13 protein-coding genes are annotated in these 14,861 nt (G+C 61.4%); 8 read left to right on the plus strand and 5 right to left on the minus strand.

The genetic code is table 11. The annotated features are described in order from the left end of the window. The first annotated feature begins 199 nt into the window (after positions 1-199). Positions 200-673, plus strand: a complete 474-nt coding sequence (gene bfr, locus AC07Y9_RS22210; RefSeq protein ID WP_053262450.1) for a bacterioferritin — start codon at positions 200-202, stop codon at positions 671-673. A 121-nt stretch (positions 674-794) separates the two neighbouring features. Here the strand turns inward: bfr and grxD are convergent, their stop codons facing one another. The 3 genes from grxD to plzR form a co-directional block, all read right to left on the minus strand. Then, positions 795-1,133 (minus strand): Grx4 family monothiol glutaredoxin, encoded by a 339-nt coding sequence (gene grxD, locus AC07Y9_RS22215; RefSeq protein WP_007922425.1) that lies wholly within the window; start codon positions 1,131-1,133, stop codon positions 795-797. 96 nt (positions 1,134-1,229) lie between these two features. Beyond that, entirely contained in the window at positions 1,230-3,338 is a 2,109-nt protein-coding gene (locus AC07Y9_RS22220) for a molybdopterin oxidoreductase family protein (RefSeq protein WP_102678516.1), read from the minus strand. A gap of 126 nt (positions 3,339-3,464) precedes the next feature. Further along, a complete protein-coding gene (plzR, locus tag AC07Y9_RS22225) occupies positions 3,465-3,758 on the minus strand; it encodes a PlzR type 4 pili assembly inhibitor (RefSeq protein ID WP_007922422.1) in 294 nt (97 codons plus the stop codon). Between the two features lie 508 nt (positions 3,759-4,266). On the opposite strand from plzR, the gene argF reads away from it, so the two are divergent. Together argF and AC07Y9_RS22235 are read left to right on the plus strand one after the other, a co-directional pair. Next, complete coding sequence (gene argF / locus AC07Y9_RS22230; protein ID WP_009045370.1) at positions 4,267-5,187, plus strand: ornithine carbamoyltransferase; 921 nt, start codon at positions 4,267-4,269, stop codon at positions 5,185-5,187. Continuing rightward, on the plus strand, positions 5,184-6,293 hold the full coding sequence (locus AC07Y9_RS22235; protein WP_097134955.1) for an ABC transporter ATP-binding protein: 1,110 nt from the start codon (positions 5,184-5,186) through the stop codon (positions 6,291-6,293). Before argF ends, AC07Y9_RS22235 begins: the two co-directional genes overlap by 4 nt. A 43-nt stretch (positions 6,294-6,336) precedes the next feature. Here AC07Y9_RS22235 and AC07Y9_RS22240 read toward each other — a convergent pair whose 3' ends face one another. Both AC07Y9_RS22240 and ybaK read right to left on the minus strand, forming a co-directional pair. Then, complete coding sequence (locus tag AC07Y9_RS22240; RefSeq protein WP_102678517.1) at positions 6,337-7,119, minus strand: PhzF family phenazine biosynthesis protein; 783 nt, start codon at positions 7,117-7,119, stop codon at positions 6,337-6,339. A 115-nt stretch (positions 7,120-7,234) separates the two neighbouring features. Then, positions 7,235-7,705: a Cys-tRNA(Pro) deacylase gene (ybaK, locus tag AC07Y9_RS22245; protein WP_007922416.1), complete on the minus strand. Its 471-nt coding sequence runs from the start codon at positions 7,703-7,705 to the stop codon at positions 7,235-7,237. 374 nt (positions 7,706-8,079) lie between these two features. Between ybaK and AC07Y9_RS22250 the strand changes: the two genes are divergently transcribed. From AC07Y9_RS22250 to AC07Y9_RS22270, 5 genes are all read left to right on the plus strand, one after another. Continuing rightward, on the plus strand, positions 8,080-8,931 hold the full coding sequence (locus AC07Y9_RS22250; protein WP_007922415.1) for an MIP/aquaporin family protein: 852 nt from the start codon (positions 8,080-8,082) through the stop codon (positions 8,929-8,931). Positions 8,932-9,009: 78 nt separating this feature from the next. After that, positions 9,010-10,515, plus strand: coding sequence for a glycerol kinase GlpK (glpK, locus tag AC07Y9_RS22255; RefSeq protein ID WP_009045375.1), 1,506 nt, complete (start codon positions 9,010-9,012; stop codon positions 10,513-10,515). Between the two features lie 237 nt (positions 10,516-10,752). After that, positions 10,753-11,508, plus strand: coding sequence for a DeoR/GlpR family transcriptional regulator (locus AC07Y9_RS22260; RefSeq protein ID WP_007922413.1), 756 nt, complete (start codon positions 10,753-10,755; stop codon positions 11,506-11,508). Positions 11,509-11,805: 297 nt separating this feature from the next. Next, positions 11,806-13,344 carry a glycerol-3-phosphate dehydrogenase gene (gene glpD / locus AC07Y9_RS22265; protein ID WP_102678518.1) on the plus strand — a complete coding sequence of 513 codons (1,539 nt, stop codon included), beginning with the start codon at positions 11,806-11,808 and terminating at the stop codon, positions 13,342-13,344. A 435-nt stretch (positions 13,345-13,779) separates the two neighbouring features. After that, positions 13,780-14,694: a glutamate/aspartate ABC transporter substrate-binding protein gene (locus AC07Y9_RS22270; protein ID WP_007927135.1), complete on the plus strand. Its 915-nt coding sequence runs from the start codon at positions 13,780-13,782 to the stop codon at positions 14,692-14,694. Positions 14,695-14,861: the final 167 nt, after the last annotated feature.

Consider the following 14,861-nt stretch of genomic DNA (forward strand, 5'->3'; position numbering starts at 1 on the left):
AACGCCATTTAAAAGAGCCGGACTTCATGTCCGGCTTTTTTATGCCTGTAATTCAATCGCTTAGCGTCAAAACGCGGAACACAAACATTCTTATTCCGATTAATTTTCATATATTATTCAATAACTTAGGTTTGACACTAATCATCGTGCGGCTCAGACTCTGCCTTATATACCGCTAATTACAGGGCAGGACCCCATCATGAAAGGCGACGTCACAGTCATCCAGCATCTCAACAAGATCCTTGCCAATGAACTGGTCGCGATCAATCAGTACTTCCTGCACGCACGCATGTATGAAGACTGGGGCCTGAACAAGCTGGGCAAGCACGAATACCACGAGTCCATCGACGAGATGAAGCATGCGGACAAGCTGATCAAGCGCATCCTCTTCCTCGAAGGCCTGCCGAACGTCCAGGACCTGGGCAAGCTGCAGATCGGCGAACACACCAAGGAAATGCTCGAGTGCGACCTGCGCATCGAGCGTACCGGCCATGCCGACCTGAAAGCCGCGATCGCCCATTGCGAATCGGTCGGCGACTTCGGTAGCCGCGAGCTGCTGGAAGACATCCTGGAATCGGAAGAAGAACATATCGACTGGCTGGAAACCCAACTGGGCCTGATCGATAAAGTCGGCCTGGAAAACTACCTGCAATCGCAGATGGGCGACGAGTAACTCCCCTCAAGGTTCAGCCCATGAAAAAGCCCCGCCTCTCTCACGAGGGCGGGGCTTTTTATTGTGTGGACAAACCCACACAACTTGCAGGAGCGCACTTGTCGCTCCTACCAGGGGCAAATCAGGCTTCGGTCTTGGCAGCGGCTTTTTCAGCGGCGGCCTTGATCAGGGTCTGCAACTCACCATTGGCAAACATCTCAGCCATGATGTCGCTGCCGCCGACCAGTTCGCCGGCTACCCACAGTTGCGGGAAAGTAGGCCAGTTGGCGTATTTAGGCAGGTTGGCGCGGATTTCCGGGTTCTGCAGGATGTCCACGTAAGCGAACTTCTCACCACACCCCATCACGGCCTGAGCGGCTTTCGCGGAGAAGCCGCACTGCGGGGCATTCGGCGAGCCTTTCATGTAAAGCAGAATGGTGTTGTTGGCAATCTGCTCTTTAATAGTTTCGATGATATCCATGGAGCACCTCGGCTGAACTTTCCGACTCTGTTGTCGACACGGTGGCGCATTGTAACGGAAAGCCGAGCGCCATGCTCGGCCTCTCCGACAGACTCCTCAGGCCGCCTCCACCTTCACCGGCACGCCATTGAGCGCCGCATTGCCCGATAGCTCGTCCAGCTGACGCTCGTCGGTCAGGTCATTGGCACTCGACCCGGGTTGGGCCGTGGCGATGCTCATCTGCACCCCCGGCCGACCATGCCCCCAGCCATGGGGCAGGCTGACCACCCCGGGCATCATCTCGCTGCTGGCGAGGACTTCCACCTCGATCGCCCCGACCCGCGAACTGACCCGCACGCGCTGTCCGTCAGTCAGCCCTCGCCGGGCCAGATCATCGGGATTCATCAGCAACTGGTGCCGTGGCTTGCCCTTCACCAACCGATGGTAGTTGTGCATCCACGAATTATTACTGCGTACATGGCGCCGGCCGATCATCACCAGCTCATCCGCTGCCGGAGCCCGCAACGCGGCAAAGCGCTCGAGGTCCGCCATGATCGCCGCGGGAGCGGCCTGTACCCGACGGTTCTCGGTTTTCAGGCGCGCTGCCAGGTTGGGCTTGAGTGGCCCCAGGTCGATCCCGTGGGGGTGGTCGGCCAGCGTCGCCACCGACAGATTGAACTCGGACGCCTCGCCATACCGCCCTGCGCGCAGCCCCCTGTCGATCATCTGCGCCGGCGGCACGGTCGGCTTGAGCTCCTTGCCGGTCCGCGCGGCGAAGGCCCTGGCCAGGCCGACGAAGATTTCCCAGTCATGCAGCGCGCCTTCCGGCTTGGGCAGGATCGCCCGGTTGAAACGGCTGACATTGTGCACCGCGAACATATTGAACGTGGTGTCGTAGTGATCGTTCTCCAGGGCCGAGGTCGATGGCAGGATCAGGTCCGCATAACGGGTGGTTTCGTTGATGTACAGGTCGATACTGAGCATGAACTCCAGGCCATCCAGCGCCTGCTCCAACTGCCGTCCATTGGGAGTGGAGAGCACCGGATTGCCGGCCACCGTGATCAGCGCCCGTACCTGCCCTTCGCCTGCGGTCAGCATTTCTTCGGCCAGGGCCGAGACCGGCAGTTCGCCGCCATATTCAGGGCGTCCGGAAACCCGGCTTTGCCAGGTATTGAAGTGCCCGCCCGAAGTCGCCGCCACCAGATCCACCGCCGGCTCGGTGCACAGGGCGCCGCCGACCCGGTCGAGGTTACCGGTCACCAGGTTGAGCAGTTGCACCAGCCAATGGCAGAGGGTACCGAACGACTGGGTGGACACGCCCATCCGGCCATAACACACCGCCCTGTCCGCCGCGGCGAAGTCGCGCGCCAACTGGCGGATCTGCTGCGCCGGCACCGAACACAAAGGACTCATGGCTTCGGCACTGAAACGGGAAATGGCCTCACGCACCTCGGCCAGGCCGTCCACCGGCAGATGGCTGTCACGCGTCAGCCCCTGCGCGAAAATCGTATGCAGCATACCGAACAGCAGCGCCACATCACCGCCGGGACGGACAAACACATGCTGGTCGGCCATGACCGCCGTCTCGCTGCGCCGTGGGTCGACCACCACCACTTTGCCGCCTCGCGCCTGGATCGCCTTCAGGCGCTTCTCCACGTCCGGCACGGTCATGATGCTGCCGTTGGACGCCAGCGGGTTGCCGCCCAGGATCAGCATGAAATCGGTGTTATCGATATCCGGGATCGGCAGCAGCAACCCATGGCCATACATCAGGTAGCTGCTCAAGTGCTGCGGTAATTGGTCCACCGAGGTGGCGGAAAACCGGTTCTGGGTTTTCAGCAGGCCGAGGAAATAGTTGCTGTGGGTCATCAACCCATAGTTGTGCACGCTGGGATTGCCCTGATAGACCGCCACCGCATGGTTGCCGTGCCGCTCCTGGATCGCCGCCAGGCGTTCGGCCACCAGCGTAAAGGCCTCGTCCCACTCGATCGCCTGCCAATCGCCGCCGACCCTGCGCATGGGCTGGCGCAGCCGGTCCGGGTCGTTCTGGATGTCCTGCAGCGCCACTGCCTTGGGACAGATATGGCCGCGGCTGAAACTGTCCTGGGCATCGCCCTTGATCGAGGTGATCTGCGGGCCGGCGCCGTCGACTTCAGTGGTTTCGATGGTCAAGCCGCAGATGGCTTCACACAGGTGGCAGGCACGGTGATGGAGAGTCTTGGTCATGGCCAGTCTCTATTTTATTCGGGGCGGCCAGCGTCAGGCCGCGGGAACAAAACTATGGTGCCAGACCGGCATCAGCACCAGAGACGTTCGTCTTGTGAATCGGCAAGCATCAAGCCAGCCGATGACTCAGTTGGAGGGCAGCCTCGGTGGATCGTCCTGCCGGGCGATCGGCGTCATGCCGTCCATCGGCGCCTCACCGCCCTGCACCCCGCTGAATTCGGCAAGCAGCCGCCAATGCTCATCGAGATTGCTGCTGATGGTCAGCATGCGCTCGATCATCTGTCGCGCTGCGTTGCGCGTGGTGCTGTCCTCGCTGCGTAGCAACTCGAAGGACATCGAGGTGATCGATGCCGTCAGGTCGGTCAGGGTTCGCGTCGTCAACCCCAACAGTGTCTTCAGTTGCTGTTCTTTCGAGTCCATTCCAAGCACTTCCCTGTTGCCGGTGCGCATTTATAACCTCAGCCCTTTGCCTGAGGAAATATTTCTGCCGAGATCCCCTGCCGCGAACCTTTCCATTTCCCGCCCGGCTCGAAGTGCCCAAGAGCCAGGCCAGAGAAAAACCCAGCCCGCGCCAGCCATATGCCTGATAGCGGCATGCGCCACGAGGCGCGTTGCAAAGCGGCCAAGGCGCAGTGTACAAATGCTGCTGCGGACCTATGCAAAGTGGATTGACTCCACATCCGACTGGGCCCATCTGAACATGCTGTAAAACGTCACGAATGGCCCACTTTTTTGGCCCAGGCCACTCGCTGCAAGTGGTGAAAGCCTTAGAAACCAAGCCTGCTATTGGTAAGACGCGACATTTAATTATAAGATCGCGCCTTCCCCTATTTCGTCGCCCCGTGCGGCTTTCGCCGCAGGTCTCGCCCGTTTCTCGATAAGACAAGGCTTTGAGTATCTGCGGTCTGTTGCAAAAAGGTAGTTAATGATGAGCGCAAGGCACTTTCTCTCCCTGATGGATTGCACGCCCGAAGAGCTGGTCAGCGTGATTCGTCGAGGCATCGAGCTGAAGGACCTGCGTAACCGCGGCGTACTCTTCGAGCCCCTGAAAAACCGCGTTCTCGGGATGATTTTCGAGAAGTCGTCTACCCGCACCCGCCTGTCCTTCGAAGCCGGCATGATCCAGCTCGGCGGCCAGGCAATCTTCCTGTCCCCGCGCGACACCCAACTGGGTCGCGGCGAGCCAATCAGCGACTGCGCCATCGTCATGTCGCGCATGCTCGACGCGGTGATGATCCGTACCTTTGCCCACAGCACCCTGACCGAGTTCGCGGCCAACTCCCGCGTACCGGTGATCAACGGCCTGTCCGACGACCTGCACCCGTGCCAATTGCTGGCCGACATGCAAACCTTCCTCGAACACCGCGGCTCGATCCAGGGCAAGACCGTGGCCTGGATCGGCGACGGCAACAACATGTGCAACAGCTATATAGAAGCGGCGATCCAGTTCGACTTCCAACTGCGCATCGCCTGCCCCGAAGGCTACGACCCCAACCCTGAATTCGTCGCCCGCGCCGGCGACCGGGTGAGCATCGTGCGCGATCCACAAGACGCGGTGATCGGCGCCCACCTGGTGAGCACCGATGTCTGGACCTCCATGGGCCAGGAAGAAGAAACCGCCCTGCGCCTCAAGCTGTTCGCGCCGTTCCAGGTCAATCGCGCGCTGCTCGACCTGGCCGCCGAAGACGTGCTGTTCATGCACTGCCTGCCCGCCCACCGCGGCGAAGAAATCAGCCTCGACCTGCTGGACGATCCACGCTCCGTGGCGTGGGACCAGGCAGAAAACCGTCTCCACGCACAAAAGGCCCTGCTCGAGTTTCTGGTCGAGCCGGCGTACCACCACGCATGAGCCAGCCATTACTGCTTAACCTGCGCAATCTCGCCTGCGGCTACCAGGACCAACGGGTCGTGCAGAACCTCAACCTGCACCTCAACGCCGGCGATATCGGTTGCCTGCTCGGTTCCTCCGGCTGCGGCAAGACCACCACCCTGCGCGCGATTGCCGGTTTCGAGCCGGTGCACGAAGGTGAAATCCAGCTGGCCGGCGAAACCATCTCCCGCGCCGGCTTCACCCTGGCGCCGGAGCGCCGGCGGATCGGCATGGTGTTCCAGGACTACGCCCTGTTCCCGCACCTGAGCGTGGCGGACAACATTGCCTTCGGCATCCGCAAGCACCCGCAGAAGAACCGGGTGGTCGAGGAACTGCTGGAACTGGTCAACCTGAAGAACCTCGGCAAGCGTTTCCCTCATGAGCTGTCCGGCGGTCAGCAACAGCGCGTCGCACTGGCCCGGGCCCTGGCGCCGGAGCCGCAGTTGCTGCTGCTCGACGAACCCTTTTCCAACCTCGATGGCGAACTGCGGCGCAAGCTCAGCCACGAAGTGCGCGACATCCTCAAGGCGCGGGGCACCAGTGCGATCCTGGTGACCCACGACCAGGAAGAAGCCTTCGCCGTCAGCGATCACGTCGGAGTGTTCAAGGAAGGCCGCCTGGAGCAATGGGACACGCCGTACAACCTCTATCACGAACCGTTGACGCCGTTCGTGGCGAGCTTTATCGGCCAGGGCTACTTCATTCGCGGCCAGCTGGACAGCCCGGAATCGGTGCAGACCGAACTCGGCGTACTGCGCGGCAACCGTGCCTACACCTGGCCGCCCGGCGGCGCGGTGGATGTACTGCTACGCCCGGACGACATCGTTTATGCACCGGACAGCGCCCTCAAGGCGCGGATCGTCGGCAAGAGTTTCCAGGGCGCGTCGACCCTGTACCGCCTGCAACTGCCGACCGGCAGCCAGCTCGAGTCGATCTTCCCAAGCCATGCCGATCATCTGATAGGCGCTGACGTGGGAATCCGCGTCGCCGCCGAACACCTGGTGCTGTTCCAGGCCTCCGGCAGCACCGCGGCGCAACTGCCACAGGCTGAATCGGGCGTTCGCCGCTACAGCAGCGCCCACTGATCCAGCGGATACCGCAGGCGCCGCCCAACCGGCGCCTGCGCTTTCAATCCAGGAACAGCTTACCGCTGGCCACCAGCGTCGCCTGCCCGCCAATCTTCACCCGCCCCCCTTCCAGCCGACAGAACAACGCCCCTCCACGCGTCGAGCATTGATAGGCCGTCAGGCTCGCCTTATCCAAGCGTTCGGCCCAGTACGGAATCAGGGCGCAGTGGGTCGAGCCAGTGACCGGGTCTTCGTTGACGCCAATGGCCGGCGCGAAATAGCGCGAGACAAAATCATGCTGGCTGCCCTGCGCGGTCACGATCGCGCCAGGCCAGGGCAGCTTGGCCAGCGCCGCCATGTCCGGCTGACAGTCGAGCACCGCTTGCTCGGACTCCAGCACCGCGAACAACTCGTTGGCCCCCAGTAACGCCACGACCCTCGTGCCCAAAGCGCTCTCCAGCTGCTCGCGGCCATCGATCACGCGCGGCGCGCGAACCGGGAAATCCAGCCAAAGCTGCGCATCTTCGCGACTGACGCTCAAGGAGCCTGACTGGCAGATGAAGTCGATACGCGGCCCCGACTCGCCATAAATCTCGAACAGCACATGGGCGCTGGCGAGGGTGGCATGGCCGCACAAGGCGATTTCTGTGGTCGGGGTAAACCAGCGGATACGCCAGCCTTGAGGCTCGCGCACGACAAAAGCGGTCTCCGCCAGGTTGTGCTCGGCGGCGATGTTCTGCATCAACTCATCGGCCGGCCAGCCCGGCAGTCGATAGACCATCGCCGGGTTGCCGCTGAACGGACGATCGCTGAACGCGTCGACCTGATGAAACTCAAGCTGCATAACATTTCTCCTTGAACATGCCGCGCAAGCATGGGACTACCCGTCCAGGCGCCGACAGCCACAGAGAAAGTTATTTTTTGCCATACAGCGCCGATACTTATCGGCGCACTGGCGGTCAGTCGCGCCCGATATCGGCGAATGCCGCCTGGGTGTGCTCGGCCAGCACGGCGGCCGAGAGTTCGACCTCAAGCCCACGCCGACCAGCGCTGACGAAGATGCTGGGAAAAGGTTGCGCACTGTTATCGATAAAGGTGCGCAAGCGCTTTTTCTGGCCCAGGGGGCTGATCCCGCCCAGCAGGTAACCGGTCGCTCGCTGCGCCGCAGCCGGGTCGGCCATCTCGGCTTTTTTCACCCCCGCCGCGTGCGCCAGGGCCTTGAGGTCGAGACTTCCGACGACCGGCACCACGGCCACCAGCAATTCGCCCTTTTCACTGCTGGCCAGCAGCGTCTTGAACACCTGCGCCGGGTCGAGGCCGAGCTTTTCCGCTGCCTCCAGACCATAGGAGGCCGCCTTCGGGTCGTGTTCATAACTGTGCACCCGATGTTCGGCGCGAACTTTTTTCAGCAGATCCAGTGCAGGGGTCATGGCAACTCCATAGGCAGGGAAAAGAACACCGGCGATTCTAGGATATCCGCCAGCAAAAGGCTCTATTCCAAGGCCCATACCTCAGTCCCGGCAGCCGCCGGCACCAGGCTGGCCGCGCCTTTTGCGCAAAACCCATGCGCTTCCCGCAGGATCATTCACACGACTGATAGTTATAAAATGACTAATGGTTCACTTTCGACCTTTGACAGTAATGTTTCTTGTCTATATTTTTTCGTTTGCGAATATCATGTGGTAGATCCAACAGCCGTACCCAGCAGTAAGCCGCGCCCAGGATGGGGATCCTGCCGACGGTGAAAATCGCGCTCGGCGCCCTTCACGCCAGTGCCAGACAACAACAAAAACCGAGGTTTTCCATGACAACTGCGTTACAACAACCGTCGCTCTCCGGCCAGTGCATGGCCGAGTTCCTGGGTACAGCCTTGTTGATCTTCTTCGGCACCGGTTGCGTCGCCGCGCTCAAGGTCGCGGGCGCCAGCTTCGGCCTGTGGGAAATCAGCGTCATCTGGGGGATCGGCGTGAGCATGGCGATCTACCTCACCGCCGGCGTTTCCGGCGCGCACCTCAACCCCGCGGTCAGCATCGCGCTGTGCATCTTTGCCGACTTCGAGAAACGCAAACTGCCGTTCTACATCGTCTCCCAGATCGCCGGCGCCTTCTGCGCGGCGCTGCTGGTCTACACGCTGTACAGCAACCTGTTCTTCGATTACGAACAAGCCCACCAGATGGTCCGCGGCTCCCAGGCCAGCCTTGAACTGGCGTCGGTATTCTCCACCTATCCCAACCCGGCGCTGTCCACCGCCCAGGCGTTCCTGGTCGAAGTGGTGATTACCGCGATCCTGATGGGCGTGATCATGTCCCTGACCGACGACAACAACGGCTTGCCGCGCGGCCCGATGGCGCCGCTGCTGATCGGCCTGCTGATCGCCGTGATCGGCAGCGCGATGGGGCCTCTGACTGGTTTCGCGATGAACCCGGCGCGGGATTTTGGCCCTAAACTGATGACATTCTTCATGGGTTGGGGCGAGGTTTCCTTTACCGGCGGCCGCGACATTCCGTACTTCCTGGTTCCGATCTTCGCGCCGATTATCGGTGCCTGCCTCGGCGCCGTGGCCTACCGCGGGCTGATTGCCCGCCACCTGCCAACCGTCGCCCCTGCTCCAACGGATGCCGAAAAAGCCATTGACGGCAAAGTAAGAACTTCTTGAAACCGGCGGCGCAAGGTCCTGCCCAACCCCGACCTGCGCCTCTTGCCCACTTCCTTATTTTTGTCCAAGGCAATCGACATGACCGACATTCAGAATAAGAACTACATCATTGCCCTCGATCAGGGTACGACCAGCTCGCGCGCGATCATTTTCGATCGCGACGCCAACGTTGTGTGCACCGCCCAGCGCGAATTCGTCCAGCATTACCCGCAAGCCGGCTGGGTCGAACACGACCCGATGGAAATCTTCGCCACCCAGAGCGCGGTGATGGTCGAGGCCCTGGCGCAAGCCGGCCTGCACCATGACCAGGTCGCCGCCATCGGCATCACCAACCAGCGTGAAACCACCGTGGTCTGGGACAAGACCACCGGCCGGCCGATCTACAACGCCATCGTCTGGCAGTGCCGCCGCAGCACCGAGATCTGCCAGCAGCTCAAGCGTGACGGCCTGGAAGAGTACATCCGCGACACCACCGGCCTGGTCACCGACCCGTATTTCTCTGGCACCAAACTGAAGTGGATCCTCGACAACGTCGAAGGCAGCCGCGAACGCGCGCGCAACGGCGAACTGTTGTTCGGCACCGTCGACAGCTGGCTGATCTGGAAATTCACCGGCGGCAAGACCCACGTCACCGACTACACCAACGCCTCGCGCACCATGCTCTTCAACATCCACACCCTGGAGTGGGATGCGAAGATGCTGGAAGTGCTGGATATCCCGCGGGAAATGCTGCCGCAAGTGAAGTCGTCCTCGGAAATCTACGGCCGCACCAAAAGCGGCATCGCCATCGGCGGTATCGCCGGCGACCAGCAGGCCGCGCTGTTCGGCCAGATGTGCGTCGAGCCGGGCCAGGCGAAGAACACCTACGGCACTGGCTGCTTCCTGCTGATGAACACCGGCGACAAGGCGGTCAAGTCCAAGCACGGCATGCTCACCACCATCGCCTGCGGCCCTCGCGGCGAAGTGGCTTACGCCCTGGAAGGCGCGGTGTTCAACGGCGGTTCCACCGTGCAGTGGCTGCGGGACGAACTGAAGATCATCAACGACGCCCACGACACCGAATACTTCGCCAGCAAGGTCAAGGACAGCAACGGCGTGTACCTGGTCCCGGCCTTCACCGGCCTGGGCGCTCCGTACTGGGACCCCTACGCCCGTGGCGCGCTGTTCGGCCTGACCCGCGGCGTGCGCGTGGACCACATCATCCGCGCCGCGCTGGAGTCGATCGCCTACCAGACCCGCGACGTCCTCGACGCCATGCAGCAGGACTCCGGCGAACGCCTCAAGGCCCTGCGCGTGGACGGCGGCGCGGTGGCCAACAACTTCCTCATGCAGTTCCAGGCCGACATCCTCGGCACCCAGGTCGAGCGCCCGCAAATGCGCGAAACCACGGCCCTGGGCGCGGCCTACCTGGCAGGCCTGGCCTGCGGCTTCTGGGGCAGCCTGGAAGAGCTGCGCGGCAAGGCGGTGATCGAGCGCGAGTTCGAACCACAGCTGGCCGAAACCGAGAAGGAAAAGCTCTACGCCGGCTGGAAAAAAGCCGTCAGCCGCACCCGCGACTGGGAACCGCACGAAGGCGCTGAATAAGCCAAGTCGCGGATTCGTATCGGGTGGCCGATCGGGTGAAAACGTAGCGAGCGAAGGAAAGCCAAGGCAAAAACAGACGAGGACGCGGAGTTTACGTGTTTGTAAATGAGCAGTCCGAGTCTGTTTTTAACGCAGGATTTCCGAGCGTAGTAGTTTTCACGTGATCGGGTAACTGGTCGGGAGTAGATTCCTGCGGCATCATGGGCAAATTTTGCATGGCAGCCCAAAGGAAGCCCCATGAATCTGCCTCCCCGTCAGCAGCAAATCCTCGAGCTGGTCCGCGAACGCGGCTATGTCAGCATCGAGGAAATGGCCCAGCTGTTCGTCGTTACACCGCAAACCATCCGCCGCGATATCAACCAACTGGCGGAAGTGAACCTGTTGCGCCGCTACCATGGCGGCGCAGCCTACGACTCCAGTGTCGAAAACACCGCCTACGCCATGCGCGCCGACCAGATGCGCGATGAGAAACAACGCATCGGCGAAGCCATCGCCGCGCAGATCCCCGATCACGCCTCGCTGTTCATCAATATCGGCACCACCACCGAATCCATTGCCCGGGCGCTGCTCAATCACAGCCACCTGAAGATCATCACCAACAACCTGCACGTGGCTTCCATGCTCAGCGCCAAGGACGACTTCGACGTGCTGCTGACCGGCGGCAACGTGCGTCGCGATGGCGGTGTGGTCGGCCAGGCCAGCGTCGACTTCATCAACCAGTTCAAGGTCGACTTCGCCCTGGTCGGCATCAGCGGTATCGACGAAGACGGCAGCCTGCTGGACTTCGACTATCAGGAAGTGCGGGTGTCCCAGGCGATCATCGCCAATGCCCGGCAGGTGATCCTGGCCGCCGACTCCAGCAAGTTCGGGCGCAATGCCATGATCCGCCTCGGCCCCATCAGCCTGATCGATTGCCTGGTCACCGACCAGCAGCCGGTTCCGGCGCTGACCCAGTTGCTGCAGCAACACAAGATTCGCCTGGAAGTCGTCTGACCCCCTCCCCGTGTAGCCGCTGCCGCAGGCTGCGATAAGGCCGAAGGCCTTCAGCGAACTGGAGATCCTGCGCGCCCTTCGGGCGCGATCGCAGCCTTCGGCAGCGGCTACAGATCCCCCCTTCCGCAAGCCGCAGACACTTTGCGTCCGACAATGTTCGTAAATTTTCCTTTCCCTGCCTTTCGATGAGTTTTTTCAATCGAATCCCGCTGGCTGTCGATGTGTTTCTGCGCTAGTATTTTCGCAAATGAACATTTATGTTCGATTTCAAATACCAGAAGAACACGAGGCCAGTCGATGCCCACTTCCACCTTGCCCGCGCCCCCTCTCGCCGAGATTTATGACATTGCCGTGATCGGCGGTGGGATCAATGGCGTCGGTATCGCCGCCGATGCCGCCGGGCGTGGCCTGTCCGTGTTCCTTTGCGAAAAAGACGACCTGGCCAGCCACACTTCCTCGGCCAGCAGCAAGCTGATCCACGGCGGCCTGCGCTACCTCGAACATTACGAATTCCGTCTGGTGCGCGAAGCCCTGGCCGAACGCGAAGTGCTGCTGGCCAAGGCCCCACATATCGTCAAGCCCATGCGTTTCGTCCTGCCGCACCGCCCGCACCTGCGTCCGGCGTGGATGATCCGCGCCGGCCTGTTCCTTTATGACCACCTGGGCAAGCGGGAAAAACTCGCCGGTTCCAAGAGCCTCAGGTTCGGTGCCGACAGCCCGTTGAAAGCCGAGATCACCAAAGGCTTCGAATACTCCGACTGCTGGGTCGACGACGCCCGCCTGGTGGTGTTGAACGCCATGGCCGCCCGCGAAAAAGGCGCCCATGTGCACACCCAGACCCGCTGCATCAGCGCCCGCCGCAGCAAGGGCATGTGGCACCTGCACCTGGAGCGCGCCGACGGCAGCCTGTTCTCGATTCAAGCCAAGGCCCTGGTGAACGCCGCCGGCCCATGGGTCGCCAAGTTCATCAAGGACGACCTGAAGCTGGATTCGCCTTACGGCATCCGCCTGATCCAGGGCAGCCACCTGATCGTGCCGAAGCTGTACGAAGGCGAACATGCGCACATCCTGCAGAACGAAGACCAGCGCATCGTCTTCACCATTCCGTACCTGAACCACTTCACCCTGATCGGCACCACCGACCGCGAGTACACCGGTGACCCGGCGAAGGTGGCGATTACCGAAGGCGAAACCGACTACATCCTGAAAGTGGTCAACGCCCACTTCAAGAAGCAGCTGAGCCGCCAGGACATCGTGCACACCTACTCCGGTGTGCGCCCGCTGTGCAACGACGAATCCGACAACCCGTCGGCCGTGACCCGCGACTACACCCTGGCGCTGTCCGGCAATGCCGACGAAGCGCCGCTGCTGTCGGTGTTCGGCGGCAAGCTGACCACCTACCGCAAGCTGGCCGAATCGGCCATGGCCCAGCTGACGCCGTTCTTCAAAGGCATCAAGCCGAGCTGGACCGCCCACTCGACCCTGCCCGGCGGCGAAGACATGACCACCCCGCAGGCACTGGCCGAAGCGATTCGCCAGAAGTTCGACTGGGTACCCAGCGAAATCGCCCGCCGCTGGGCCACCAGCTACGGCAGCCGCACCTGGCGCCTGCTGGAAGGCGTACACAGCCTGAGCGACCTGGGCGAGCACCTGGGTGGCGGCCTGTACACCCGTGAAGTCGATTACCTGTGCAGCGAAGAATGGGCGGTCAATGCCCAGGACATCCTGTGGCGCCGCAGCAAGCTGGGGCTGTTCACGACCCCGGCAGAGCAGGAAAAACTGCAGCACTACCTGCAGAAGGTCGAGCAGAACCGGGCGAAGATCGAGGCCGCCTGATCGCCCGTCCTATAAAGAAGCCCCCGCGCCACACGGCCCGGGGGCTTTTTCATGGCCGCGGCGTCTGTAGGAGCGAGGCTTGCCCGCGATCCGCGCAACGCGGTGCAACAGGATCAGCGCGGTGATGCCATCGCGGGCAAGCCTCGCTCCTACGGGAATGAGCCCGGCCCTGCTGGGCATTCGGTTTTCCGAACGCGACTTTCGGGTCAATTCGGATAACCGGATAAAGACCGCCGACAATATCCGCCATAAATATTTAATAGCCTTTCAAATCAAGGTCTTGATACGGATCAGCTGGCCTGGCACGACTCATGCTCTACACTCTTCGACGAATGCCTGATGGGCCAACACACATCAGGAGCCGTCAAGGCATTCGCTGTATAAGAGAGCCGTCGAACTGGCTTCATAAAAAAAACAAATGTCGAGGAAATATTGATGCGCATCGTTCCCCATCTGTTGGGCGCAGCCATTGCTGCTGCTCTGATTAGCACTCCAGTGGTCGCCGCCGAACTCACCGGCACGCTGAAGAAAATCAAAGACTCCGGCACCATCACCCTCGGACATCGCGACGCTTCCATTCCGTTCTCCTACATCGCGGATGCATCCGGCGTTCCAGTCGGCTACTCCCACGACATCCAGCTGAAAATCGTCGAAGCCATCAAGAAAGACCTCGACATGCCGGATCTCAAGGTCAAATACAACCTGGTTACCTCGCAGACCCGTATCCCGCTGGTGCAGAACGGCACCGTGGACGTCGAGTGCGGTTCCACCACCAACAACGTCGAGCGTCAGCAGCAGGTCGACTTCTCCGTCGGCATCTTCGAGATCGGCACCCGTCTGCTGTCCAAGAAGGATTCGCCTTACAAGGACTTCGCCGACCTGAAGGGCAAGAACGTCGTGACCACCGCCGGCACCACGTCCGAGCGCATCCTCAAGGCGATGAACGCCGACAAGCAGATGGGCATGAACGTGATCTCGGCCAAGGACCATGGCGAGTCCTTCAACATGCTCGAAGGCGGCCGCGCCGTCGCCTTCATGATGGACGACGCGCTGCTGGCCGGTGAAATGGCCAAGGCCCGCAAACCGACCGACTGGGCCGTGACCGGTACCGCGCAATCCTACGAAATCTACGGCTGCATGGTCCGCAAGGGCGACGCACCGTTCAAGAAGGCCGTGGACGACGCCATCGTCGCCACCTACAAGTCGGGCGAGATCAACAAGATCTACGACAAATGGTTCCAGTCGCCAATTCCACCAAAAGGCCTGAACCTGATGTTCCCGATGAGCGACGAGCTCAAGGCCCTGATCGCCAACCCGACCGACAAAGCGGCTGACGATAAAAAGTCCTGATTCCTGACTAACCTTGTCTCCTGAAAGGGCGCGGCCCTTTCAGGAGCCTGTCACTACCTGCTGGCTTTTTTTGGAAACACTCGAACCGGTGGTTGTCGAGCCGATCGCGTGTGCCTGGGCGTCATCCAGGCGGGAACGGATTTCCCCAAGCGGGTGCTTGTACATCG

It is taken from the genome of Pseudomonas sp. GW456-L12 (genome assembly GCF_059424045.1).

Excerpts from the sequence above, each read along its gene's own strand:
- bfr (WP_053262450.1), top strand. The coding sequence starts at position 200 with ATGAAAGGCGACGTCACAGTCATCCAGCATCTCAACAAGATCCTTGCC.
- grxD (WP_007922425.1), bottom strand. The coding sequence starts at position 1,133 with ATGGATATCATCGAAACTATTAAAGAGCAGATTGCCAACAACACCATT.
- AC07Y9_RS22220 (WP_102678516.1), bottom strand. The coding sequence starts at position 3,338 with ATGACCAAGACTCTCCATCACCGTGCCTGCCACCTGTGTGAAGCCATC.
- plzR (WP_007922422.1), bottom strand. The coding sequence starts at position 3,758 with ATGGACTCGAAAGAACAGCAACTGAAGACACTGTTGGGGTTGACGACG.
- argF (WP_009045370.1), top strand. The coding sequence starts at position 4,267 with ATGAGCGCAAGGCACTTTCTCTCCCTGATGGATTGCACGCCCGAAGAG.
- AC07Y9_RS22235 (WP_097134955.1), top strand. The coding sequence starts at position 5,184 with ATGAGCCAGCCATTACTGCTTAACCTGCGCAATCTCGCCTGCGGCTAC.
- AC07Y9_RS22240 (WP_102678517.1), bottom strand. The coding sequence starts at position 7,119 with ATGCAGCTTGAGTTTCATCAGGTCGACGCGTTCAGCGATCGTCCGTTC.
- ybaK (WP_007922416.1), bottom strand. The coding sequence starts at position 7,705 with ATGACCCCTGCACTGGATCTGCTGAAAAAAGTTCGCGCCGAACATCGG.
- AC07Y9_RS22250 (WP_007922415.1), top strand. The coding sequence starts at position 8,080 with ATGACAACTGCGTTACAACAACCGTCGCTCTCCGGCCAGTGCATGGCC.
- glpK (WP_009045375.1), top strand. The coding sequence starts at position 9,010 with ATGACCGACATTCAGAATAAGAACTACATCATTGCCCTCGATCAGGGT.
- AC07Y9_RS22260 (WP_007922413.1), top strand. The coding sequence starts at position 10,753 with ATGAATCTGCCTCCCCGTCAGCAGCAAATCCTCGAGCTGGTCCGCGAA.
- glpD (WP_102678518.1), top strand. The coding sequence starts at position 11,806 with ATGCCCACTTCCACCTTGCCCGCGCCCCCTCTCGCCGAGATTTATGAC.
- AC07Y9_RS22270 (WP_007927135.1), top strand. The coding sequence starts at position 13,780 with ATGCGCATCGTTCCCCATCTGTTGGGCGCAGCCATTGCTGCTGCTCTG.